Origin of the sequence: Burkholderia sp. AU45274 (assembly GCF_030482505.1) — a bacterium.
Taxonomy (GTDB): domain Bacteria; phylum Pseudomonadota; class Gammaproteobacteria; order Burkholderiales; family Burkholderiaceae; genus Burkholderia.
The window spans coordinates 339747-363804 of the sequence record NZ_JAUJQE010000005.1 but is presented as its reverse complement, the minus strand read 5'-3'; the positions used below and the strand labels follow the sequence as shown (position 1 = coordinate 363804).

Annotated in this window: 22 protein-coding genes; 8 read left to right on the top strand and 14 right to left on the bottom strand. The window is 70.3% G+C overall.

The features are described from left to right. Window positions 1-67: 67 nt before the first annotated feature. From QZM35_RS20730 to QZM35_RS20685, 10 genes are all read right to left on the bottom strand, one after another. Window positions 68-415 carry a hypothetical protein gene (locus QZM35_RS20730; RefSeq protein ID WP_089426337.1) on the bottom strand — a complete coding sequence of 116 codons (348 nt, stop codon included), beginning with the start codon at window positions 413-415 and terminating at the stop codon, window positions 68-70. After that, window positions 399-878, bottom strand: a complete 480-nt coding sequence (locus QZM35_RS20725; RefSeq protein ID WP_301776709.1) for a hotdog family protein — start codon at window positions 876-878, stop codon at window positions 399-401. The genes QZM35_RS20730 and QZM35_RS20725 overlap by 17 nt, the downstream gene beginning before the upstream one ends. Continuing rightward, window positions 878-1693 (bottom strand): beta-ketoacyl synthase chain length factor, encoded by an 816-nt coding sequence (locus QZM35_RS20720; RefSeq protein ID WP_301776708.1) that lies wholly within the window; start codon window positions 1691-1693, stop codon window positions 878-880. The genes QZM35_RS20725 and QZM35_RS20720 overlap by 1 nt, the downstream gene beginning before the upstream one ends. Before the next feature lie 8 nt (window positions 1694-1701). After that, the gene (locus QZM35_RS20715; protein WP_301776707.1) at window positions 1702-2913 is read right to left on the bottom strand and encodes a beta-ketoacyl-[acyl-carrier-protein] synthase family protein; all 1212 of its coding nucleotides are present in this window, start codon (window positions 2911-2913) and stop codon (window positions 1702-1704) included. Between the two features lie 63 nt (window positions 2914-2976). After that, complete coding sequence (locus tag QZM35_RS20710) at window positions 2977-3870, bottom strand: polysaccharide deacetylase family protein (protein WP_301776706.1); 894 nt, start codon at window positions 3868-3870, stop codon at window positions 2977-2979. After that, entirely contained in the window at window positions 3867-6344 is a 2478-nt protein-coding gene (locus tag QZM35_RS20705) for an MMPL family transporter (protein ID WP_301776705.1), read from the bottom strand. Before QZM35_RS20705 ends, QZM35_RS20710 begins: the two co-directional genes overlap by 4 nt. After that, window positions 6344-7000 (bottom strand): outer membrane lipoprotein carrier protein LolA, encoded by a 657-nt coding sequence (locus QZM35_RS20700; RefSeq protein ID WP_301776704.1) that lies wholly within the window; start codon window positions 6998-7000, stop codon window positions 6344-6346. The genes QZM35_RS20705 and QZM35_RS20700 overlap by 1 nt, the downstream gene beginning before the upstream one ends. Next, the gene (locus QZM35_RS20695) at window positions 6997-7980 is read right to left on the bottom strand and encodes an acyl-CoA synthetase (RefSeq protein ID WP_301776703.1); all 984 of its coding nucleotides are present in this window, start codon (window positions 7978-7980) and stop codon (window positions 6997-6999) included. The genes QZM35_RS20700 and QZM35_RS20695 overlap by 4 nt, the downstream gene beginning before the upstream one ends. Continuing rightward, window positions 7977-9719 (bottom strand): acyl-CoA synthetase family protein, encoded by a 1743-nt coding sequence (locus QZM35_RS20690; protein ID WP_301776702.1) that lies wholly within the window; start codon window positions 9717-9719, stop codon window positions 7977-7979. Before QZM35_RS20690 ends, QZM35_RS20695 begins: the two co-directional genes overlap by 4 nt. 50 nt (window positions 9720-9769) lie before the next feature. Beyond that, window positions 9770-10432: a hypothetical protein gene (locus QZM35_RS20685; RefSeq protein ID WP_301776701.1), complete on the bottom strand. Its 663-nt coding sequence runs from the start codon at window positions 10430-10432 to the stop codon at window positions 9770-9772. A 572-nt stretch (window positions 10433-11004) separates the two neighbouring features. On the opposite strand from QZM35_RS20685, the gene QZM35_RS20680 reads away from it, so the two are divergent. The 5 genes from QZM35_RS20680 to QZM35_RS20660 all read left to right on the top strand — a co-directional run bounded on the left by QZM35_RS20680 (window position 11005) and on the right by QZM35_RS20660 (window position 15345). Then, on the top strand, window positions 11005-11265 hold the full coding sequence (locus QZM35_RS20680) for a phosphopantetheine-binding protein (protein WP_039360173.1): 261 nt from the start codon (window positions 11005-11007) through the stop codon (window positions 11263-11265). Between the two features lie 111 nt (window positions 11266-11376). Beyond that, the gene (gene fabG, locus QZM35_RS20675; protein WP_089426328.1) at window positions 11377-12093 is read left to right on the top strand and encodes a 3-oxoacyl-ACP reductase FabG; all 717 of its coding nucleotides are present in this window, start codon (window positions 11377-11379) and stop codon (window positions 12091-12093) included. A gap of 87 nt (window positions 12094-12180) precedes the next feature. Then, on the top strand, window positions 12181-13479 hold the full coding sequence (locus QZM35_RS20670) for an endoribonuclease L-PSP (protein ID WP_174973041.1): 1299 nt from the start codon (window positions 12181-12183) through the stop codon (window positions 13477-13479). A 125-nt stretch (window positions 13480-13604) separates the two neighbouring features. Beyond that, a complete protein-coding gene (locus tag QZM35_RS20665; RefSeq protein WP_174973039.1) occupies window positions 13605-14387 on the top strand; it encodes a glycosyltransferase family 2 protein in 783 nt (260 codons plus the stop codon). 196 nt (window positions 14388-14583) lie between these two features. Beyond that, window positions 14584-15345, top strand: a complete 762-nt coding sequence (locus QZM35_RS20660) for a M48 family metallopeptidase (RefSeq protein WP_089431686.1) — start codon at window positions 14584-14586, stop codon at window positions 15343-15345. Window positions 15346-15445: 100 nt separating this feature from the next. On the opposite strand, the gene QZM35_RS20655 is transcribed toward QZM35_RS20660, so the two are convergent. The 4 genes from QZM35_RS20655 to QZM35_RS20640 are packed head-to-tail and all read right to left on the bottom strand — an operon-like array spanning window position 15446 to window position 20179. Next, entirely contained in the window at window positions 15446-17158 is a 1713-nt protein-coding gene (locus QZM35_RS20655) for a lactate permease LctP family transporter (protein ID WP_301776700.1), read from the bottom strand. A gap of 50 nt (window positions 17159-17208) precedes the next feature. Then, window positions 17209-18654, bottom strand: coding sequence for a LutB/LldF family L-lactate oxidation iron-sulfur protein (locus QZM35_RS20650; protein WP_301776699.1), 1446 nt, complete (start codon window positions 18652-18654; stop codon window positions 17209-17211). Next, window positions 18651-19385, bottom strand: coding sequence for a lactate utilization protein C (locus QZM35_RS20645; RefSeq protein ID WP_301776698.1), 735 nt, complete (start codon window positions 19383-19385; stop codon window positions 18651-18653). Before QZM35_RS20645 ends, QZM35_RS20650 begins: the two co-directional genes overlap by 4 nt. Next, window positions 19382-20179 carry a (Fe-S)-binding protein gene (locus QZM35_RS20640; protein WP_174973029.1) on the bottom strand — a complete coding sequence of 266 codons (798 nt, stop codon included), beginning with the start codon at window positions 20177-20179 and terminating at the stop codon, window positions 19382-19384. Before QZM35_RS20640 ends, QZM35_RS20645 begins: the two co-directional genes overlap by 4 nt. A 134-nt stretch (window positions 20180-20313) precedes the next feature. Here QZM35_RS20640 and QZM35_RS20635 point away from each other — a divergent pair, with 134 nt between their 5' ends. From QZM35_RS20635 to QZM35_RS20625, 3 genes are all read left to right on the top strand, one after another. After that, entirely contained in the window at window positions 20314-21030 is a 717-nt protein-coding gene (locus QZM35_RS20635; protein ID WP_069248848.1) for a FadR/GntR family transcriptional regulator, read from the top strand. A gap of 225 nt (window positions 21031-21255) precedes the next feature. Then, on the top strand, window positions 21256-22881 hold the full coding sequence (locus QZM35_RS20630; protein ID WP_301776697.1) for a phospholipase D family protein: 1626 nt from the start codon (window positions 21256-21258) through the stop codon (window positions 22879-22881). A gap of 198 nt (window positions 22882-23079) precedes the next feature. Then, window positions 23080-23853, top strand: coding sequence for a class II aldolase/adducin family protein (locus tag QZM35_RS20625; protein WP_006497398.1), 774 nt, complete (start codon window positions 23080-23082; stop codon window positions 23851-23853). The last annotated feature ends 205 nt before the right edge of the window (window positions 23854-24058 follow it).

Below are 24058 nucleotides of genomic sequence, written 5' to 3'. Positions count from 1 at the left end.
CGCGTCACGCTTGACGAGCGGTCGTGCATCGCGCGCATGCCTCCGGCGATGCGCGCGATGCCCTTGATCAATCGTTCTTTTCGCTCTTCCCGCCCGACTCGCCCGAGTCGTTCTTGTGGAAGATCCGCTTCGTCGTGCGCTTGGTGGCATCCCAGCCTTCGCGCGACGCGTGTGCGACCCCGTGCCCGACCGCCTTCGCGGCGCTCGCGGTCGCGTGGCCGAAGCTGCGGGCCGCCTCGCCGGTCTTGTGCGCGGCTTCCTTCGAATCGCGCTTGATGTCCTGCTTCACTTCCGACATGTCCGCGTGCGCGATCGGGCTGATCAGCGCCAGAACGAGCGCGGTGCCAATGAACTGACGAACTTTCACGACCTGGTTTCCTTCTCTTGAGTAAGCGGCTTCATCGAGGATTCGCATCGCCGGCTGCCAACGCGTCGAGCATCACCGCGGCGCGGCCGGACAGCAGCACGCGATCGCCGCAGCGCAGTGCGAAGCCGTACAGCACCGAGCGGGCGTCGCCGCTCACGCGTTCCGCTTCGACGACGAGCGGCTGCGCGAACGTGTCGAGCCGGTCGACGAATGCGTCGACGTTGCGCACGCTCGCCAGATAGCCGACGCGCGGGCGCGCTTCGTGCGCACCGAGCAGCGCGCCGTGCACGGCCATCGCCTGCGCCGCGTATTCGATCCCGCAGACGGAGGCAAGCCGTCCGTGCGAGCGCAGCGGGTTGTGCGGATCACGGTGGCTCGTCGCGGTGCAGCGGATTTGGGTGGCATCCCAGGCATCGACCGTATCGAGCACGCACATCGCGCCGCCGTGCGGAATGTGCGCGGCGATCCATGCATGGTCGAGCGGCGGCGCGAGCGGGATCGTCGCGGTCATCACGCGCGCTCCGCGAACGTATCCGGCATCGCGACGTCGACCTGCACGCGCGTATCGGCCAGGTAGTCGAGCACGACGCGCGTCGAACGTCGCGCGGCGATGGCGCCGAGCAGCGGCAGCACGCGCGCGGCCGGATTGCCGGCGCGCAGTGCGTCGAGTTCGGCACGCGCGAGCGGCGTGGCGGGCGCGTCGGCGAGCTGCACGTCGATGCGGGCGAGCGCGCGCTCGCTTGCTTCGGGCGCGAGCACGAGTGCCACGCCGAACGCGTCATCGATCGGGCGTACCGCGTGCAGCGGTTCCGGATAGTCGGTGTCGTACGCGATCAGCAGGGTCGGCACGCGATCGACCACGACCTGGCACAGGCTTTCCAGCAGGCCCGCGGCAAAGCTGCCGTCGTGCGCGCACAGCACGTTCGACGTCGCCATCGCGCGGGTCGCGATGCTCCAGTAGCCGGCAGGCGCGTTGTGCACGGAGTTGTGGAAGCGCGTCGGCGACAGCTGGCGATCGTCGCCCGCCAGCGTCTCGCAGATCGCGTGGCAATTCTGGCCGTCACCGCCCGACGCACTGAACACGGTTGCGAGCGTCGCGGCGTCGCGTCCGCTCGCGGCCACCGCTTCGTGGCCGACCGCGAGCGCCACGCGCACGACGGGGCCGGTGCGGCGGCGCTCGGCCGACGGCAGGCCGGCCGGCGGCGGCAGCTCGGTGCGGGCGGGCGCATACGGCACGCGGCCCGCGAGCACGTCGGCCGCGTGCGGCCAGTCGTTCAATCCGGGCCCGACGAGGCCGATGCTTTCGATGAAGGCGGTGAGTGTCATGGCGGGCCTCAACGGCGGGCGTGGTCGGCGCGGCCGAGGATCAGGCTGCAATTCGTGCCGCCGAAGCCGAACGAATTGGACAGGACGGCGCGCACGCGGGTATCGCGGCTCGCGAGCACGTAGTCGGCGGCGAGTGCCGGGTCGGGCTGTGTCGTGTTGACGCCGGCCGGCACGAACTGCTCGCGCAGCGCGAGCGCGGCGACGACGGCCTCGAGCGCACCCGCCGCGCCGAGCGTATGGCCGGTCGCGCCCTTCGTCGAGCTGCACGGCGTGCTGGCGAATAGCGCGCCGATCGCGCGGCTTTCGGCCGCGTCGTTGCTCGGCGTCGCGGTGCCGTGCAGGTTCACGTAGTCGATGTCGGTTGCACCCAGGCCGGCGGATGCAAGCGCCTGCTCGATCGCGACGCGTGCGCCGAGCCCGTCCGGATGCGGCGACGACATGTGATGCGCGTCGCTCGATTCGCCGATGCCGAGCAGCAGGACCGCTTCGGCGTCGAGTGCGACGGGCGGGTCGGGCATGCGTTCGACGAGCGCGAACGCGGCAGCCTCGCCGATCGAGATGCCGTCGCGCGCGACGTCGAACGGCCGGCACGGCTGGCGCGACAGCAGCTCGAGCGAATTGAAGCCGTACAGCGTCGTCAGGCACAGCGAATCGACGCCGCCGACGACGGCCGCGTCGATCAAGCCCGCCTCGATCATGCGGCGCGCGGAGCCGAACACTTTCGCGCCGGACGAGCACGCGGACGAGATCGCCATCGCCGGCCCGCGCAGCGCGAAAAACGCGCGCACGAACGCGGCCGGCGAATACGGGTTGTGCGTCTGTGCGTAGCGGAAGTCGGCGGGCAGCGCGCCGCTCGCCGGATCGCGGCGCTGGTATGCGTGCTCGGTTTCGAGGATGCCGGCCGTGCTCGTGCCGATGAACACGCCGACGCGTGCCGCCCCATAGCGCGCGACGGCCGCCGCGACGCGTGCGTCGAAGCCGTCCTGCGTGAGGCCGAGTTGCGCGAGGCGGTTGTTGCGGCACGCGAAGTCGGCGAGGTCGGCCCGCACGGGCTGCGCATCGACGCCGTCCACCGCGCCGATCCACGTGTCGAGATCCACACCTTCGAAGTGGCAGGGTGTGAGCCCGCCGCGCGCGTCGCGCAGCGCATCGAGGGTCGCATCGAGGCCGCGGCCGATGCAGCTGGTGGCGGTGAAGTGCGAGAGCAGGAGAGGTTTCACGAGGGTCGCATCCGGTGGCCGGAACGGGCGCCGCAGCAGGGCTGGCAGGCGCGCCGTTCGAGGTCAGATTTTATCAAACGGGGGGGCCGAATTGGCCGGCTCACCCGGCCCGCCGGGCGGCTGCGGCGCGAGCGCCGCGCGCAGCGTGGTCCAGTGCAATTGCGCATCGGCGGCCGCGCGCAGCACCGCTTGCAGCACGTCGAGCACGACCGGTTCGCCGCGCGCATCGCGCGCCGCGTGGCCGTCGTGCACGAGCAGGATGTCGCGCGCCGCGAGGCCGTGCAGCAGGCGGCGCGTGACGGTCGCCGCATCGCGCGTGCGTGTGTCGAAGCCGCGCCGCGTCCAGCTCGCCAGCTGCAGGCCGAGTTCGCACAGCACCGGCTCGAGAAACGGGTTGCGCAGGCCGGCCGGCGCACGGAAGAACAGCGGGCGCGTGCCGGAGAGCTCGGTCAGCGTCTGCTGCGCGGCCGCGATTTCGCGCTGCAGCGCGGCAGGCCCCGACAGCGAGAACGTGTGCCGGTGCCGCTGGCTGTGGTTCTCGATTGCGTGACCGCGCGCGACGATCGCCTCGATCCAGCGCGGATGACGGCGCGCGAGATCGCCGATGCAGAAGAACGTCGCGCGCGCATCGTAACGGTCGAGCAGGTCGAGCACGCGCGGCGTGACGTCCGGATCCGGGCCGTCGTCGATCGTCAGCGCGATGCGGCGGCCAGCGTTGGCCGGCAGGCGCGTCCAGTTCGGGCCGAGCAGCGTGCTGCGCGGCCACAGGCCGGCGGCGGTCAGCGCGAGATGCGACGCGACCACGCCGCCGACCGCCCACGGCCATGCGGCCGGCTGAGCGACGACGGCCGCCGCCGCGCCCGCATGCAGCGCGGCCGTGCCCGCGATCAGCGGCGTCGGCTTCCAGCGGCGCGTATCGCCGGGCTGTCGCGACGGGGCGGACGACGGCGCGTTCATGCGCGGCCTCCTCGATGACGGTTGATGGCTATACCGTCAGCCGCGCGCGGCGCGAGAATCGCCGCGAACGCGAGCGCGAGCATCGCGCCCGGGCCGACGGTCAGCCCGAAGGTTTCGAGCAGCGGCACGCGTGACAGCGCCAGCAGCCCGAAGCCGGCGACCGTCGCGAGGTTCGCGATCAGCAGCGACACGAGCGTGTACGGCGTGACGGGCTGCGCGTCGTCGCGCTTGCAGAAGAACAGCGCGTAGTTCGACCCGACCGCGACGATCAGCAGCATCCCGACGAGATGCAGGATCGTCAGCTGCACGCCGGCGAGCGCGAATCCGGCCGTCACGACCAGCACGGCCGCGACGAGCGGCGCGAGCGCGTGCACGACGCGGCGCGGCGAGCGCAGCGCGATCAGCAGCAGCACGGCGATCGCGGCGAAGCCCGCGAGCGACAGCCGGATGTCCTCGTGCACATAGCTCACGTACAGGCGATCGGCTTCGGCCTTCATGTCGACGAACAGCGCATCGGGCACGCCCGCACGGGCGACGGCTTCGCGAATCGGCGTGGCATCGAGGCTCGACGCCGGTTGCGCGGCGCGGGAGGCGTCCGGCGCGCGCAGCGGCAGCATCGCGCTCCAGCGGCCGTCGCGTTCGGTCAGCAGCGCATCGACGGCAAGCGCCATCGACGTGCCGCGCAAGTCCGCGCGCGTCAGCAGCGGTGCGTGGCGCGCGGCCCCGACATCGGTGATGAACGGTGCGAACAGGTCGGGCTTGACCGCGATCGGCTGGTTCGCGACGGCGTCGCGCATCCGCGCGGCGAGCACGTCGGTATCCGGCAGGCTTGCCTGGCGTGCGCGCTGTGCGGCCTCGCTCGGCAGGTAGCGCGCAGGGCTTTCGAAGCCGGCGAGTGCGCCCCGGTCGACCAGCGGCTGCAATTGCGCGGCCACCTTTTCGGCGCCTTCGAGCGCGGCCTGTTCGGTCGATGCGGAAATCACGACGAGATAGCGCACATCGGGTGCGCCGACATCGGCGCGCAGCCGCGCGTCGAGCGCTTGCGCTTGCGCCGGCACGGGGCTGAGCGCGGCGAGTTCGCGGCTCCACAAACCGTCGCGATGCAGCACGAGCGTCGCGACGGCGGCGATCACCAGCACGGCGAGCGGCCAGCGCAGCCGCGGCGCGGCGTCGGCCGCACGCGCGAGCACGGCGCCGACGCGCGACACGTCGCGGATCGCGACATGCTCGCCGCGCAGGTGCGGCAACACGAAGCGCGTGACGAGCGCGGCGGCCGCCAGCCCGACGATCGAATACAGCCCGAGCTGCACGAGGCCCGGGAATCCGGAGAACAGCATCGACGCGAACCCGCACACGGACGTCAGCACGCCGAGCCGGATCGTCGGCCAGTACGCGGCGACCCATGCGCGCGTCGCGTCGGCCGGGCGCGCCGTGCCGCGCGTGCCGGCCTGCGCCGATTGCACGAACAGGTAGATCGAATAGTCGACGGCTTCGCCGATCAGCGTCGTGCCGAAGCCGAGCGTCAGCCCGTGAACCGTGCCGAACGCGAGGCTGACCGCCGCGATGCCCGCAGCGACACCCGTCAGCACCGGCAGCAAGCCGAGCGCGAGCGTGCGCGGCGAACGGTACAGCGTCAGCAGCAGCGCGACGATCAGCACGACGCTCGCCGTCGACAGCCGCTCGACGTCGTGCCGGATCGTGTCGCGCGTGTCGACCGAGAACACGCCGGGGCCCGTCATCGCGAGCGTGGTCGCGGCGGTGTTCGGCACGGCCTGCTTGGCGGCGGCGAATGCATCGCGCACGGTGTGGATCGCGCGGGCCTGCGCGTCGGTGTCGGACCCGGCGGCGGCCGTCTGCACGACGAGCACTGCACGCGTGCCGTCGCGCGATGCCCACACGCCGTCGCGGCTCGCCGGTTCCGCCGCGCTGTCGAACTGGTCGACGAGCGTGGCAACTTCGCCGGTCGGGTCGCGCGGCAGCATCGCCTTGGCCACGAGGCCGGCCGACGAACTCAGCAGGTCGAGGCTGTCGCCGAGCGCCTGATGCAGGCCGGCGGCGCTGAAGCGCTGCGGCGTGACGGCCGGGCTCAGCAGGTAGCGGTGATCGAAGATGAGCTGGCGATCGCGCGCGTCGTTCGCGGCTTCGCCGTTGTGAACGGCCGCGAATTGCGGATCGGTGCGCAGCGCGCCGGCGACGCGTCGCGACAGCGCGGCGCGCGTCGTGGCATCGCCGCCGTCGATCGCGACCAGGATCAGCCGCGACACGACGCCGTCGCGCAACTGGTCGACGAGCACGCGCTGCCCGGCGCTCGGCGCGCTCGGCAGGAACGCGGACAGGTCGGCCGTGAAGTGCGCGCGCCCGATCGCGACGCCGCATGCGACGAGCGCGAGCAGCCACACGAGCACGGCACGCTGCCGCAGCGCGTGCAGGCGGCGCGCGACCCGTGACGCGGGGGGGCGGGTGCGTTCGTCCATCAGTTCGGGTTCGCCGGAACGGGTTGCAGCCGCATCACCGAGCGGTCGCCATCCGCCTGCCGGATCGCGACGCTGCGCAACACGTCGCGCGTGCCGTCGAGCGTGATCGTGCTGACGACCTTCAGCATCCGCGAGTCGAGCGGCGTGAGCGTCAGCGTCCAGTCGTCGCCGCGCCCGGCGAGCGCGACCTTGTACACCTGTTCGAGCGCGAAGCGGTTGCCGGCGAGCGTCGCGCGGATGCTGTCGATGAACGCGCCGAGTTCCGGATAGCGTGCGAGCGCGAGCGTGAACTTGCGGTTGTTGCGCTCGACGGTGAGCATGTCGCCGTCGACGACGAGGTGTTCGGGCTTCGGGCTCAGCGTGTGCTTCTCGAGATGGTCGGGCGCGACGAATACGAGTTCGCCCGACGACTCGACCGGCTGCGTCGCGATCGACAGGGTCTTCGTCTCGGTGAACGTCGCGCGCCCCGACTTGTGTTGCGCAAGCGTCGACATCAACCGGTCGAGGTTCCACGCCGGTGCCGTGTCGGCCGCCTGCGCGGGCGCGGCCGTCAGCGCGGTCATGGCGGCGGTTGCCGCGACGGCGACGGCCAGCGTGCGGACGGTACGACGCAGCGTGGACGGGAGCGTGGGCAGGCAGCGGCGAACGGCGGTCATGCGTCGGAATCCCTCGTGGCGGACAGGCCGGCACCGGCGCACGCAGTGTCGCTGCGAACGGTCACGGTCGCGGCATCGCCGCCTTGCCAGAAGTCGAAATAGTTGAACCAGTTGTACGGCGCCGCGCGGCAGTACCGGTCGAGCAGCGCGACGTAGCGCGCGAGTGCCGCGTCGACGGCCGCCGCGCGCGCGTCGCGCCGCACGTCGGAGAAATCGGCGAGCGTCTCGAAGTGCACATCGTAGCGGTTGCCGTCGCGATAGAGGCCCGTCATGAAGATCACCGGCCGCTTCAACATCGCGGCCATGTAGAGCGGCCCGAGCGGGAACGCGGCCGGCGCGCCGAGCAGCGGCAGCCGCCGCAGCGACGCGGCGGACTCGTCGAGCAGCGTGCGGTCGGCGAGCATGCCGACCATGCAGTTCGCGTCGAGACGCTCGCGCACCTTCAGCATCGAGTCGACCTGCCCGAGCGGAATCACTTCCGGCTGCGCGGCGGGGTTCACCGCGGCGAGCGTCGCGTTGATCTTGCGCGCGTTCTTCTCGTACATCGTCACGACGACGCGCAGGTCCGGGTGCGTGCGGCCGATCGCGCGCACGACCTCGAAGCTGCCGAGATGCGCACCCATCAGGAACGCGCCGCGTCCGCCCGCGAGCGCGTCATCGACGAGCGTCTCGCCGTGCAGCCGGATGTCGAACAGGTCGAAGCGCCCGTTCATCAGGTAGATGCGGTCGTGGATCGTCGCCGCGAACGTGAATACGTGCCGGTACACGTCGCGCCAGCGCGCGGGGCGGCCGAGCACGCGGCGCAGGTAGTCGCGCGACGCCGCGCACGCGACCGGCGAGAACAGCACGAAATACGTCGCGATCAGGTGCAGCACGACACGCGCGCGCGGTCGGCCGAAGCGCAGCGAGATCCACGTCATCGCGCGCAGCAAGCCCGCATTGCTGCGCTCCTGGCGTTCGGCCCACGCGGTGCGCTTCATGGCTGCGCGCCATCCTGCGTGGCCGGCGGCGCGGACAGCACGCCGCTCGCGACCTCGCGCGCTCCGGTGCGCAGCGTGAAGCGGATCGCACCGCCGGCGGCCGGGTCGAACGTGAGTTCGAGCGGTTCGCCGGGGGCGGCCGGGCTCAGGAATTTCGCGGAACCGAGCCGCCACGTGTGCAGCGGGCGGTTCAGCGCCGTGCCGATCGCATGGATCGCGTGATCGAGCAGCACGACGCCCGGCACGACCGGATGGCCGGGGAAGTGGCCGGGCAGTGCCGGGTGATCGGCGGGGATCGTGAACCCGAGCGCGGGCGTGCCGTCCGGGTCGCGCACGGGCGTCGGCGCGGCCGCGGCGCGCGCATGTTGCGCAACGAGTGCGGCGAGCACGTCGCGCGGCAGCTTGCCCGTTTCGTTGCGCGGCAGCGCGTCGACGAACACGAGCGGGCGCGGCATGAACGCGGGATCGATCCGCTCGCGCAGCGCGCGCTGCAGACCGGCTGCCGCGAGCGTCGGCGCGACGACCAGCGCAACGAGGCGCGTGACCGGTTCGAGGCCCGCGTCGGCATGCGCCGGTGCGGCTTCGTCGGGCATGAAGAACACGCCGTCGATCACGTCCGGAATCGCGTTGAGCTGATGGTTCAGGTACGCGAGCGACGTGCGCTTGCCGGCGATGTTGACGAGGTCGGCCTTGCGGCCGTGCAGCAGGAACCGGCCGTTGCCGAGCAGTTCGAGCGCATCGCCCATCGGCACGGGCGCTTCGACGTGCCCGCCCGACACCCAGATCGTCGGCTCGCCGTCGTCGCTCTCCGGTTCGTCGCGCGCGTCGAGCCGGATGCCCGGGAACAACGCCCAGGTCGCGCCTTGCGACGTGCGGCGGGTCGCGATCTGGCCGGTCTCGGTGCTGCCGTAGATCTCGACGAGCGGCGCGTCGAGTGCGGCTTCGGCTTCGCAAGCGAGCTTTTCCGACAGCGGCGCCGTGGCCGACAGCACGAGCGCCGCGGGCGGCAGCGCCTGGCCGGCCGCCAGCAGCGCACGTAGATGGATCGGCGACGTGACGAGCACGCGCGGCTGCGGGATCGCAGCGAGTTCGTCGCGAATGTCGACCGGGTAGAACGGCTGGCGATTGCTGAACGCGAGGCCGCCGATCAGCGCGAGCAGCACCGTCGACTCGAAGCCGTACATGTGCTGCGCGGGCACCGTGCCGATCAGCGTGGCCGCGCGGCCATCGAGCAGCCCGAGGCGGTCGGCTGCCGCGCGCACGCAGCCGACCAGGAAGCCCCAGGTCTTGCGGTGCGGCACCGGCGCGCCGGTCGAGCCGGACGTGAACACGTAGGCCATGATCCGCGCCGCATCGATCTGCGGCACGACGAACGGCGCATCGCTCGCGAGCGCGCCGGGGGCGGCATCGGGGTACGCGAAGCGCGGCAGGTCGATCGCGCAGTCGGGTGCGTCGTGCAGGCAGAACGCGTCGGGCGCGAACGATGCGAGCTGGCGCACCATTTCCGGCGTGTGCGTCGACGGCAGCAGGCTGATCTTGCCGGCAACGAGTGCCGCGCACAGGCTGACCGCGAAGCGGTAACGGTCGCGGCACACGTTGAACACGTGGCCGCCGGCGGGCAGCGCGGCGGCCACGCGCGCGACGTCGGCGACGAATGCGCGCACGGTGACGGGCGCGCCGTCGCGCCAGGCGATCGTCTGGTCCGGCGACGAATGGAAAACCAGCGGGTGAGTCGGCATAAATCGGTCGAAACGGGAGCGAAGGCCGGCGCGGCGCGCCGGCCGTGAATTCATCGTGACGGCTGCGATGCGTGCGTCGTCGCGCGATACGCGCGCACGGCATCGACCATGCGCGGCCGCGGTTCGTGCGGCAGTGCGAAGCGCCGGCACGCATGCTCGGCGGCGAACATCACGGCAACGAGCGGCAGCGACAGGTAGTTCGCGAACGTCGACCACGTGACGATCGGCGCGGTCGCGAACAGCAGCGTCGACACGGCGGCGATCGCGACGAAGAACAGCGTCCACGCAAGCGTGATCTGCCGGGTGTAGCGCGCGACGGCCGGCGTGATCGCGCCGTGGATCATCGTCGCGAAGCGCGTGCAAAGCGGCACCTGGCCGGCGGCGAGCGTGCGGCCGAACAGCAGCGCCATCGCGAGGTTGAAACTCGCGTGTTCCAGATACAGGCCCCATTCGAAATGCCGGGCGAGCGGCACGCGTGCGGCCCACAGCACGGCGGCGGCAAGCAGCCACGCCGGCACGAGCCATGCGCGATGCGGCGAGCGCAGCGCCGCGCCGAGCGCAAGCAGCAGCGGCGGCACCAGCGCCATCGCGAGGCCGAAGCCGTGCGCGCCGGGTGTCGCGGCCGCGTAGTGCGCGCCGGCCTGGTACGCCGCGACGGCGCCGACCGCGGCGATGCCGCGCGCGACAGGCGCGACGGGCAGCAGCCGGCTCATCGGCGGCCTCCGCGCACACGGCGCGCGAACGCATGCCCGGCGGCCGGGCGGCAGCGGGCGGACGGGCGAACCGGAACGGAGCGGAAGGACGGGCGCGGCATGACTGGCGACATCGGGCGGATCGTGGCCGGACGCGGTGGTCGGGCCGTCAAACATCATATGAATGGCGGCCGGGACGCAGGTCCGGGCCGGTGGTCGGGCACGCTCATTTTAGGGCCGCGGCACCGCGTGTTCGGGGCGGGCGCGAACGGGTTTTGTAACCGATTGTATGGCGCGGGACGAACGGTTTCGCGGGGTCGGTCCATTTCCATCCAAAGCGGCTCAAGCGTCTCATGCATTCAGGTCCTGAAACGGGCTGCGGAGCCGGCTCGCCAGTCTGTAACCATTGGCGGTATACGGCCCGATACCCGTTCGTCTAGAATCCGCGTAACTTTTACAAACAATCCCCCAATAAAGCAGGCGGGGAAGCCGGCAGACGCCGGAGGGACGGAGATTCGCACGCGCCGGGCGTGCACGGCGACAGCCGTTTCCGGGCGCCTTCCGCTGCCACGGGCCGCCTGCCCGCACGCATGATGAACGCACTGGAACAAGAGCTCGCCACGCTGATCATCGGCGAACTGAATCTCGAAGACGTCACGCTCGAAACCGTGACGGCCGAGACCCCGCTGTATGGCGAGGGTTTCGGGCTCGACTCCATCGACATCCTGGAAATCGCACTGCTGATCTCGAAGAAATACGGCTTCGAGCTGCGTTCGGACAATCCGGACAACCAGAAGATCTTTGCGACGCTCGGTGCACTGGCGGCGTACGTCGCCGCGCACCGCACGAAGTGACGGTGTCGCGCCACGGGCGCGACGCGCAGATGATGACGGCAGGCGGCCGCAATCGGCAGACGATACGCGGCCGCGTCGATCGAGGGGGAACGCGATGAACGGAGCAATTCGATGCGGGCTCTCGTGACGGGCGGCAGCGGCGCACTCGGGCAGGCGATCTGCACGGCGCTCGCGCAGGCCGGCCATGAAGTGTGGGTGCATGCGAACCGTCATCTCGCGCAGGCGGAGGCGGTCGCGCAGCAGATCGTCGCGGCCGGCGGCACCGCGCACGCGATCGCGTTCGACGTGACCGACGCCGATGCGACGCTCGCCGCGCTGCAGCCGTTCATCGACGATGCGCCGGTGCAGATCCTCGTCAACAACGCGGGCATTCACGACGATGCGCCGCTGGCCGGCATGTCGCGCCGGCAATGGCACAGCGTGCTCGACGTGACGCTCAACGGCTTCTTCAACGTCACGCAGCCGCTGCTGTTGCCGATGATCCGCACGCGGCGCGGCCGGATCGTCAACATCGCGTCGGTGGCCGGCGTGACCGGCAATCGCGGGCAGGTCAACTACGCGGCCGCGAAGGCGGGGCTGATCGGCGCGACGAAGTCGCTGTCGCTGGAGCTCGCGTCGCGCGGCATCACCGTGAACGCGGTCGCGCCCGGCATCATCGAATCGCCGATGGCCGGGCACGCGTTTCCCGCGGAACGCATCAAGCAGCTCGTGCCCGCGCAGCGCGCGGGCCGGCCCGACGAAGTCGCGGCGATGGTCGCGTACCTGGTGTCCGACGCCGCGGCCTATGTGACGGGGCAGGTGCTGTCCGTCAACGGCGGGCTCGCCTGACGAAGCGCGCAGCGTCGGCGTGACGTAACGCAACGCGGCGCAGGCCGCGAGGTTGCGCGGCCTGCGCCGCATAGTGAGGAAATCGAAGTGTCCGTGCATCCAGTCGACGCCGAACGGCGCCCGTGTTCCCTGTCGTCCTCTGCCGCGCCCGTCGTGCGCGGGCAGACAGCGGCCGGGCCGGTCGCATCGCGATCGGGCTTGCCGCTCGCGCATGGTGGCGGCCGCGCACTGCGGCTCGTCCGGATGAGCCATGCGCGGCTCGCTGCGTTGCTGCACGATGCGCGTGGTCGTGGCGAGGGATTCGAGCGCGCGTTTCCCGGCGCGTTGGGTGCGGTGTGCATTGGCGCGGACACGGCATCGCACGCCGAATCACGAGCGGACGCGGCAGCACGGATGCTGGCCGATGTCGTGCCCGACTTGCCGGTCGCCCCGGTGCCGATGACGCTGCTCGGCGCCGGCATCGCGCCGGACGACGCCGTCTGCGAAATCTGGCAATGCCATGCGCGCGACCTGCGCAGCGAACGGCGCGGCGCGCTGCACTATCGGTACAGCGAAACGGCGGGCCTCGTGTTCGGCAGCATCGTCGTGCACGAAGCAGCACTCGAGGCGAACGAATCGCACGACATCGGCACCCCGCTCGAACGCGCGACCCGCGACGCATACCGCACGCTGTTCGACGTGCTCGATTCGCTCGGCATGCCGCATCCGCTGCGCATCTGGAATACGGTGCCGGCGATCAATGCGGTGCAGTTCGGGATCGAGCGCTATCGTCAGTTCAATATCGGCCGCCAGCACGCGTTCGATGCGTGCCGCCGCGCACTGACGGGCGGCGTGCCGGCCGCATGCGCGCTCGGCTCGGTCGTGCCGGTCGCGGGCGATGCATCGCCGGCCGCGCCGCTCGCGATCCATTTCCTCGCGAGCCGCACGCCGGCCGATCCGGTCGAGAACCCGCGCCAGGTCAGCGCGTATCACTATCCGGCGGAGTACGGCCCGCGTGCGCCGACGTTCGCGCGTGCCGCCGCGTGGTCGCAACGCGATGCCGCGCCGGTGCTGTTCGTGTCGGGCACCGCGAGCATCGTCGGGCACCGCACCGTGCATCACGGCGACGTCGTCGCGCAAACGCGCGAGACGGTCGCGAACCTCGCCGCCGTGCTCGAGCAGGCCGCGCGCCAGGGGCACGGCCCGTTCTCGCTCGCCGACCTGAGCTATCGCGTCTACGTGCGCGACGCCGGCGATGCCGCGGCGCTGGCCGCGATCGAGCGCGTGTTGCGCGAGGCGGCCGGCCCCGGCGTGCGGCCGCTCGTCGTTCATGCGGACGTGTGCCGCGACGACCTGCTGGTCGAGATCGAGGCCAGCGCGGGTCATGAGGAGGCATGGTTGTCATGAAGCGGGAAAACCTCACGATCGAGCCACCGGCCCCGCACGCGGGCGACGTCGACGAAGCCTGCCGACGGTCGCCGGCAAGTCATAAACTTTTGTCAGGATCCCCGTCTTCGCAATCGGCCGTTTCCATGTCCAAGCTGCACGCCTCGCCCACCCATCTCGTCCTGATTCCGAGCTACAACCCGGGTGCCAAGGTCGACACGACCGTGCGCAATGCCCGCGCGCAGTGGAATCCGGTGTGGGTTGTCGTCGACGGCAGTACCGACGGCAGCGCCGAACGGTTGCAGGCGATGGCCGAGCGCGACCCGGGGCTGCGCGTGATCGTGCTGCCGGAGAACCGCGGCAAGGGCGCCGCGGTGCTCGCCGGGCTCGACGCGGCGGCCGCGAGCGGCTTCACGCATGTGTTGACGATGGATTCCGACGGCCAGCATCCGGCCGACCTGATTCCCGCGTTCATGGCCGCGTCGCAGGCCGCGCCCGACGCGATGGTGCTGGGCGTGCCGAAGTTCGACGCGAGCGCGCCGCAGTTGCGCGTGCAGGGGCGCCGCCTGTCGAACGCGTGGGCCGACCTCGAGACGCTGTGGGCCGGGATCGGCGATTCGCTGTACGGGTTTCGCGTGTATCCGGTTGCGCCGCTGGCCGCGATCATGCGCCGCCAGCCGTGGATGCGCGGCTTCGACTTCGATCCCGAGGCGGCCGTGCGGCTGTGCTGGGCCGGCGTGCGGCCGATCCGCATCGACGCGCCGGTGCGCTATTTCGGTCGCCACGAGGGCGGCGTCTCGCACTTCCATTACGGCCGCGACAACGCGCTGCTCGCGTGGATGCACCTGCGCCTGTTCACCGGCTTCGCGGTGCGGCTGCCGATGCTGGTCGCGCGGCGGCTGACGCGACGCCACGACCAGACGGCCTGAACTCGCCCGTTTCCCGTTCCGGTCGTCGCCCGGTTGCGGCGATTGCTCCGTTTTCCGTCGTCAATCCCGTGCCGACGCGCCGCTTCGTTCCTGTTCGTTGAGTAATCAACGTGTCATCTGATGTAAACATCTGGTAATTTTCTGCCGGATTATGCAAAATCGCCGCTCCCAAATACAACTATCGAGGGATTCCGGGATGCAACTCAAGAAAGCGGTGGCAGCGTGTGGCGTGGCGTTTCTGTTGAGCGCGTGCGGCGGGGTACAGAGCCTTGACGCGAACAGCCTGACGTCGGCGGGGACCAGCCTGTACAAGGCAGCGACGCTGTCGGACAGCGACATCGCCGCACTGTCGAACGACTCGTGCAAGGCGAGCGATGCCGAATCGAAGATCGCGCCGGCGAACAGCGCGTACGCGAAGCGCCTGACGAAGGTGATGAAGGGCTTCGGCGACATGACGCTGAACAGCCAGAAGATCAACTACAAGGTCTACATGACCAAGGACGTCAACGCGTGGGCGATGGGCAACGGCTGCGTGCGCGTGTACAGCGGCCTGATGGACATGATGAACGACGACGAGCTGCGCGGCGTGATCGGCCATGAAATGGGCCACGTTGCCCTGGGCCACTCGAAGAAGGCGATGCAGACGGCCTACGCGGTCAGCGCGGCGCGCACCGCGGCCGGCGCGGCATCGCCGGGCGTGGCGGCGCTGACGAGCTCGCAGCTCGGCGACATCACCGAGAAGTTCATCAATGCGCAGTTCTCGCAGTCGCAGGAAAGCGCGGCCGACGACTACTCGTTCGACCTGCTCAAGCAGAAGGGCATGAACCAGAAGGGTCTGGTCACGTCGTTCCAGAAGCTCGCGAAGCTGGACGGCGGCAAGAGCTCGATGATGGATTCGCACCCGTCGTCGGCGAGCCGCGCGCAGCACATCGAGGATCGCATCGCGAAGGGCAGCTGATCGCGCAACCGGTCGCCTGCCGCGGCGGGCGATCAACCGGCGACATGAAAAACCCCACGCTCTTCCGGGCGTGGGGTTTTGTTTTTGGGGCGGGCGCCGCTTACGGCACCATCCCCGGCAGCACGTACGCCTGCGCGAGCGTGATCAACCCGACGATCACCGCGAACAGCAGGCTGTGCCGCACCGTGAAGCGGAACAGCTCCGACTCCTTGCCGACGAGGCCCGTCGCCGCGCAGGCGACCGCGATCGACTGCGGCGAGATCATCTTCGCGGTCACGCCGCCCGTCGTGTTCGCGGCCACCGCGAGCGTCTCGGGCACGCCGAGCTGATGGGCCGTGGCCTGCTGCAACGAACAGAACAGCGCGTTCGACGACGTGTCCGAGCCCGTCAGGAACACGCCGAGCCAGCCGAGGAACGGCGAGAAGAACGGGAACGCGGCGCCGGTCGCGGCCAGCATCAACGCGAGCGTCGACGACATCCCCGAATAGTTCGCGACGAACGCGAACGCCAGCACGAGGCCGATCGACAGGATCGGGCGCGTCAGTTCCTTCAGCGTCTCGCCGAACGTGACGAGCGCGTCGCGCGGCTTCATCCGCAGCAGTGCCATCGAGATCAGCGCGGTCACGAGGATCGCGCTGCCCACCGCCGACACGAGATCGATCTTCAGCACCGCGTCGAGCGCCTTCGGCGTCGCGGCGATCGGCGCGGTCTTCACCACGAGCTGGTCGAGCCCCGCCACATGGAACTTCAGCACGGTCGACGCGAGCGCGCCGTGCGCGGCGAACAGCGCCTTGAACGGCGCGATGCTCCATACCGTGACGACGGCCGTCAGGATCAGGAACGGCGACCATGCGCGCACGGTCTGCGCGAGCGTGTACGGCGACGCCTGCCGGCTCGTGCCGGTGCCGAAGCCGTTGCGCGAGCCCGCGCCGCCGAAGCCCGCGAGCGCAGCGCCGCCGCCCGACGCGACGAGGCCGCCGGCCGTCTGCTGCGCGGTGCGCGGCTGCCAGACCTTCAGGAACGCGGCGAGCGCGACGAGGCTGACGAGCGACGACGTGATGTCCGGCAGCTCGGGCCCGATGTGGTTCGACGTGAAGTATTGCGTCACCGCGAAGCTGCCGCCCGCGACCAGCGCCGCCGGCCAGGTCTGCCGCACGCCGCGCAGCCCGTCCATCATGAACACGAGCCAGAACGGCACCGCGAGCGACAGCAGCGGCAGCTGGCGGCCGGCCATCGCGCCGATATGGAACGGATCGATGCCCGTCACCTGCCCGGCGACGATGATCGGAATGCCCATCGCGCCGAACGCGACCGGTGCGGTGTTTGCAATCAGGCACAGTCCTGCCGCGTGCAGCGGCTTGAAGCCGAGCCCGACGAGCAGCGCCGCCGTGATCGCGACGGGCGCGCCGAAGCCGGCCGCGCCTTCGAGGAATGCGCCGAACGAGAAGCCGATCAGCAGCATCTGCAGGCGCTGGTCGTCGGTGATCGACAGCACGGACGCGCGAATGATGTCGAACTGGCCGGTCTTCACGACGATCTTGTACAGGAACACGGCCGCGACGATGATCCACGCGATCGGCCAGATGCCGTACGCGAAGCCGAAGCCGGCCGCCGCGAGCGCCTGCGGCACGGGCATCCCGTACGCGAGGATCGCGACGCCGAGCGACAGCAGCAGCGTGATCGCCGCGGCGACGTGGCCCTTGAGCCGCAGCGCGGCCAGCGCGACGAAAAAGAAGATGATCGGGATTGCGGCGACGAACGCCGACAGCCCGAGGCTGCCGAGCGGCGTGTAGATCTGATGCCAGGCTTGCATGGATGTCTCCTCCATAGGTTTTTGTCGATACGGCTTGAGAAACGAAACGGCTATTCGGGCTGGCCGCGTGCGCGCAGCAGGTCGGACAGGCTGCGCGGCGCCGGTTCGAGCGGCGTGCGGTGCTGCGTCCAGCCCATCTGTTTTGCCGGCGTCAGCGCACGCAGCCGCGTCGCGGTCCAGCGGAACGCTCGGTACGCACGCGGATGCGCGAACGCCCCCGACCAGAAGCGCCACACGAGGTCTTCCGCTCGGTTGTAGTTCGCGCCCTGGCCGCGCAGCGGATGCGCGACGGGCTCGTTAGGCTTGCGGTTCGCTTCGGTGCGCAGCCGCACGAGCAGTTGCGGGATCGGGATCCGCACCGGGCACACCTCGCCGCAGGCCCCGCACAGCGTCGATGCGGTCGGCAGGTCGGCCGTCGCGTCGAGGCCGAGCAGGTGCGGCGAGATGATCTTGCCGATCGGGCCCGGGTAGGTCGTGCCGTAGGCGTGGCCGCCGATGCGCGTATAGACGGGGCAGTGGTTCATGCACGCGCCGCAGCGGATGCACTGCAGCGTCGCGCGCAGTTGCTCGTCCGCGTAGGCCTGCGTGCGGCCGTTGTCGAGCAGCACGAGATGCAGCTCGCGCGGGCCGTCGCGTTCGCCGTCGCGGCGCGGGCCCGAGATCAGGTTGAAGTAGGTCGTGATCGCCTGGCCGGTGGCCGAGCGCGTGAGCAGGCTCGACAGCGGCACGATGTGCTCGAGCTTCTCGACGACCTTCTCGATCCCCATGATCGCGACGTGCGTGTCGGGCACCGTCGTCGACAGGCGGCCGTTGCCTTCGTTCTCGACCAGCCACAGCGTGCCCGTGTCGGCCGCCGCGAAGTTCACGCCGGACAGGCCGATGTCCGCCTCGGCGAACGCGCGGCGCAGCGCGCGCCGGCCGGTCTGGATCAGCTCGTCGACGTCCTCGGTGTAGCGCGTGCCGGGGATGTGTGCCTCGAACAGCTCGGCGATGTCGCCGCGCGTCTTGTGGATCGCCGGCATCACGATATGCGACGGCTTCTCGCCCGCGAGCTGCACGATGAATTCGCCCATGTCGGATTCGATGCAGTCGACGCCGTGCTCCGCGAGGGCGTGGTTCAGCTCGATTTCCTCGCTCGCCATCGACTTGCCCTTGATCACGCGGCGCGCCTTTTTCGCCTGCGCGATGCCGAGCACGATCGCGTTCGCGTCGGCGGCCGTTTCGGCCCAGTGCACGTGCACGCCTGCTTCGGTGAGCTTCGTTTCCAGCCGTTCGAGCAGTGCGGGCAATTGCGCGAGCGCGTGCTGCCGCACGGCTTCGCCGAGGTCGCGCAGCTGTTGCAGCTCGGTGTCGTCGGGGAACTGCGTCGCGCGCTTGCCTTGCAGGAAGTCCATCGCGCCGCGAAAGCTCTTGCGCAGCGCGGGCTCGTCGAGCGCGGCGCGCGCGCGGGCCTTGAAGTCGCCGGGGGCAACGAATTGCACGGTGTGGTCGCTCATTGGGGGAGGTCCTCGCTGGCGGTGGCGGCCGGGCCGGCGGCGGCCGTATCAGTGACGATCACGACCCACAGGCGGCGCGGGCCGTGCGCGCCATAGGCGAGCGTCTGCTGGATGTCGGACGTTTTCGACGGGCCCGATACCAGCACGAGGTTGGTCGGCATGCCGGCGTGCCAGCGCTCCGCGTGCACGGCCGCATGCAGGTCAGGATGCAGCGTGCTCGCGTGAACGAGCGCGACGTGCAGCGGCGGCACCAGCGACACCGTGCGCGGCGTGCCGGCATCGGGTGCGAGCACGACGGTGCCGGTGGCCGCGATGCCCGAGCGCGCAACGGTGAAGCCAGCATCGATCGTGTCGAACAGTTCGGTCTTCCACGCGTCGATCGGCCGGTCGAACGGCACCGGCACGACCGTGTCGGGCAGCGCGTGGGCGAGCGCAGCGGATTCGGCGCGGGCCGGGTCGAGCAGCAGGCGGCGCACGCCAGCCTCGGCGAGCCGCACGGCGAGCTGCGCGGGCCATGCGGCGCCGGTCGCGCGCCAGACGTCCGCGTGCGACGCGGCGAGCGCGGCCTGCATCGTGAGGGCAAGTGCGTGCGGAACGTGTGCCGCTTCGGTTTGCATGCGGCGCATGTCGTAATGCGTGTCGATGCGAGCGTCGAGCGCGGCGGCGGCCTCGGCTGCGACACCCGGGGCGGCGGCGCGCAGCCGCTGGAGGATGGCGTCGCGCGCGCTCATGGCTTGTCTCCGCGCAGCGATGCGGCGCCGGCCGTGCGCCGCCACAGGAAGCTGGCGAGGTGCTCGACCGGCAGCGGCGCGCCGGATTGGTCGGCCGCATGGCCGATGTTCAGCAGGCAGCCGCAGTCGGCGGACACGAGCCGGTCGCAGCCCGTCGCGCAGGCCGATGCGACCTTGTCGCGCACCATCGCGCCGGAGATGTCGGGGTGCTTCAGCGAGAACGTGCCGCCGAAGCCGCAGCATTCGGATTCGCGTTCGTGTTCGATGCGCGTCACGCCCGGCAGCGCGTCGACGAGCGCGACGCCGTGCACACGCGTGCCCATCTCGCGGCGGGCCGCGCACGACGTGTGCAGCACCACGCGCTCGTCGGCGCCGGCCGGCGCGGTGAGTGCATCGAGCCGCACGTCGAGCACGTGTACGAGGAATTCGGTGAGTTCGTAGGTGCGTTCCGCGATCGCCCGCGCCTTGAGGCCGTGGACGGGATCGTCGGCGAACAGCGCCGGCCAATGGTGCCGGATCATGCCGCCGCACGAGCCGGAGGGCACGATCACGGGCCACGGTTCGGCGAACAGGTCGAGCTGCGCGGCCGCGACGCGGCGTGCCTCGTCGGGATTGCCGCTGCTGTAGGCCGGCTGCCCGCAGCAGCTCTGGCCGCGCGGATAGTGGACGGTCAGGCCCTCGCGTTCCAGCAGGCGGACCGCGTCGAGCCCGGCTTCGGGGACGAACAGGTCGACCAGGCAGGTCGCGAACAGGTAGACGTGCGCGGGGGCGGCGGGGTACTGCCGTTGGTTCATGTCTCGCTCCAGAGGCGACGGCCCGGCATGCGGATGCGGGACGACGATTTCGCTGCATAATTCCCGCGACGGCGCCGCAGCTCAAATTGGTTGGGCCAATCGGCGCGGAAGGCATGGCGCAGGGAGACGCGACGATGGCAGCGATGACGGCACGGGGCCGGACCGAAGTGGTGATGCGCAAGATCGAGACGGCGCTGCTCGACGGCACCTGGCCGGCCGGCGCGCGCCTGCCGGCCGAGCGCGTGCTTGCGCAGGAATACGGCGTGGCGCGCAATACGGTGCGCGAGGCGACCCAGCGGCTCGTCGCGCGCGGGCTGCTGCAGAGCCGGCGCGGCGCGGGTGTCTACGTGACGGACCAGTTGCGTGCCGGGATCGCGTCGCCGTGGGGCCAGCTGGTCGCCGATCATCCGGCGCTGCGCGACGACATCCTCGAGTTCCGCCGCGTGCTCGAAGGCGCGACCGCCTATTTCGCCGCGCTGCGCGCCGATGCGAACGACCGGCGCCGGATCCGGGCGCTGCTGCGCGAGCTCGAAACCGCGCACGCGAACGGCGCCGCGGCCGTCGAAGCCGCGACCGACGCGAAGCTGCACGAGGCGATTGCGCTCGCGTCGCACAACACGATGTTCCTGCACCTGCATACCAGCGTGATCGGGATGCTGCGCGAGCATATCTCGATCAACGTGGCGGGCATGACGACGCACGACGAGCAGGCGTCCGAGCTGCTGTTGCTGCAGCACCGCGTCGTGTGCGACGCGATCTGCGCGCAACGGCCCGAGGAGGCGCGCACCGCGATGCAGACGCATATCGACTATGTGCGCAGCCATTTCGAGCGCAGCGGCGATGGAGCATGAAATTGGTTGGGCCGCTTTGGCGCGTGACCCGTCCGGCGGCCGCTTCCGGCGCGGCGGGGCAGCGACGCCCGGCAGTCGGGGGCACGCTTGCTGCTCGAAGCTGCCGGCGCCGACCCGCGCGATTGACCGGTTCATCGGGCGCCCACTAGAATCGGCCGGAACCGCGCGCCAGCCGCGCGCCGCGGCGCATGCGGGCCTTTTGTTCCGCCAGTCGAGGAAGTTTCCGTGTTCACCTCTTTGATCCGGCGCGCACCGGCCGCGCTGTCGTGGCGCGCCGCATGCCGCCCGGCCCGCGCACTGGCCGTCGGTGTGCTGTTGTCGCTCGTCGCCGCCTGCGCGACGCATCCGCCCGCCACCACGCTCGATCGCCCGGTCTCCCACGCGTTGTCGGCCGATACCGCGACACCGTTGCGCGATGCGCTGGTCGCGCCGGAGGCCGCGCATCCGGGGCAGTCGGGCTTCCGGCTGCTGGCCGATGGCGCCACCGCGCTGCAGATGCGCATCGCGCTCGCGCGGGCGGCGACGAAGACGCTCGACATGCAGTACTACATCGCGACCGAGGACACGACCGGCAAGCTGCTGCTCGCCGCAGCGCTGTACGCGGCCGATCGCGGCGTGCGCGTGCGGATGCTGGTCGACGACCTGAACTTCCACGATATCGACCGCGTGATGGCCGCGCTCAACACGCACCAGAACATCGAGATCCGCGTGTTCAACCCGTTCGGCGCATCGCAGCGCGGCATGGTCGAGCGCACGGCCAACTTCTTCACGCGGATCGACAGCTTCACGCGCCGGATGCACAACAAGGCGATGATCGCGGACAACCAGCTCGCGATCGTCGGCGGCCGCAATCTCGGCGACGAATACTTCAGTGCGAGCCCGACACTGCAGTTCCGCGATCTCGACGTGCTGGCCGCCGGCCCCGTGACGAGCGACATCTCGAAGAGCTTCGACGACTACTGGGCGAGCGCGAGCAGCTATCCGTTGCGCGTGCTGAATCAGCAGACATTCGATCCGAAGGATCTCGACGCGATGCGCGACGAGTTGCGCGACCACTGGCGAAAGAATGCCGATCCGTACAACGCGAAGCCGCTGAACGCGACGCCGCTCGCGCGGCAGATCGCGCGCGACGAACTCGAACTCGTGTGGGCGCCGGCCGAATTCAAGGTCGATGCGCCGGACAAGGTCGCGCGGCCGACCGGCACGTACGTGAGCCCGCCGATGCAGCGCCTGGCCGAGCTGACGCGCGGCGCGCAAAAGGAATTCCTCGCGTTTTCGCCGTACTTCGTGCCGCACGACGCCGGCGTGAAGATCCTCGGCGACACGGTCGCGCGCGGCGTGCGCGTCGCGATCGTCACGAATTCGCTCGCGGCGACCGACGCGGTCGCGGTGCAGGCCGGCTATGCGCCGTACCGCGTGCCGTTGCTGCAGCGCGGCGTCGAGCTGTACGAATTCAAGTCGCAGCCGGACCAGCAGCCCGCGCGGCTGTTCGGCTCGCGCTCGCGTGCGAGCCTGCATGCGAAGGCGTACGTGATCGACCGGCAAATCGTCGTGATCGGTTCGCTGAACCTCGACCCGCGTTCCGCGTACCTGAACACCGAGCTCGCGCTCGTGATCCATAGCCCGGTGCTCGCGCAGCAGGCCGCGGCGATCTTCGCGCGCGTGACGCAGCCGGACGAAAGCTACCGCGTCACGCTCGCGAAGCGGACCGACGGCAGCCCGCCCGCGCTCGAATGGACGGGCACCGAAGGCGGTCAGGCCGCCACCTATCACGTCGACCCGCATGCGGGGCTGCTGCGCAACGTGATGACGGGCATCTTCACGCTGCTGCCGGTCGACGACCAGTTGTAAGGGCGGCAACGGCTCCGGCAAAACCCGCGATACCGGTGCGCGGGGAAAGGTGATAAGGTTGTGCGCGCAACCATATATGAATCGTGAAGGGCGCCGCCGGGCCGCTCGCACAATGCGGGTCGGAACGGCGCCGGCAGACGATGGACGATGCGCACCGCCGCTCGCCGTGGCCGCACACCCGCAACCGGAGTTCCCCCCATGCAACGTGTCCCGAACCAGCCGTTCACGCGCCCCGCCCGTTTCTCCGAAGCCGAATGGCAGGCGCGCGTACAGCTCGCGGCGGCTTACCGCATCTTCGATCACCTCGGCTGGACCGAGCTGATCTACAACCATATCTCGCTGCGCGTCCCGGGCGAGGACGGGCATTTCCTGATCAACCCGTTCGGGCTCCATTACCGCGAGGTGTGCGCGTCGAACCTCGTGAAGATCGATATCGACGGCAACGTGATCGGTCATTCCGACTGGCCGATCAACCCGGCCGGCTTCACGTTCCACAGCGCGATCCATGCGGCGCTGCCCGATGCGCACTGCGTGATGCACGTGCATACGACGCCGACGATGGCCGTGTGCTGTTCGCGCGACGGGCTGTCGTTCTCCAATTTCTATTCGGCGCAGCTGTACGGGAAGATCGCGTATCACGACTTCGAGGGCATCACCGTACATCTCGAAGAGGGGCGGCGCATCGTCGAAAGTGCAGGCGGGCGGCCCGTGCTGCTGCTGCGCAACCATGGGCCCGTGACGATCGGCGCGACGCTCGCGCAGACGTTCTCGCTGATGTGGCTGCTCAATCGTGCATGCGAGGTGCAGGTCGCCACGCATGCGATCGGCGACGCGTTGCCGATTGCGCCGCCGGTGCTCGAAGGGTGCGTGCGCGATTCGCTGAATTTCGATCCGAAGCATGGCGCGGGGCAGGACGCGTTCGACGCGCTGCAGCGGATCGTCGATCGCATCGATCCGGGCTATCGCGCGTGACCTGAAGCGGTGCAGTCGCTTCGTCATGCCTGATACGGGGTGAACCGGATCCGACGGCGGCGTGCGCAAAAAAAACGCGGCCGGGCGGCCGCGTGAATACTCGCAGACTCCTTCGGACGAAGGAAACAAGCAACTGTGAGACGAAGTGTAGCGAAAGGCCGCGCGCCGATTCAGTCATCCGGCTGCAAAGGTCCATTCCAGGTTG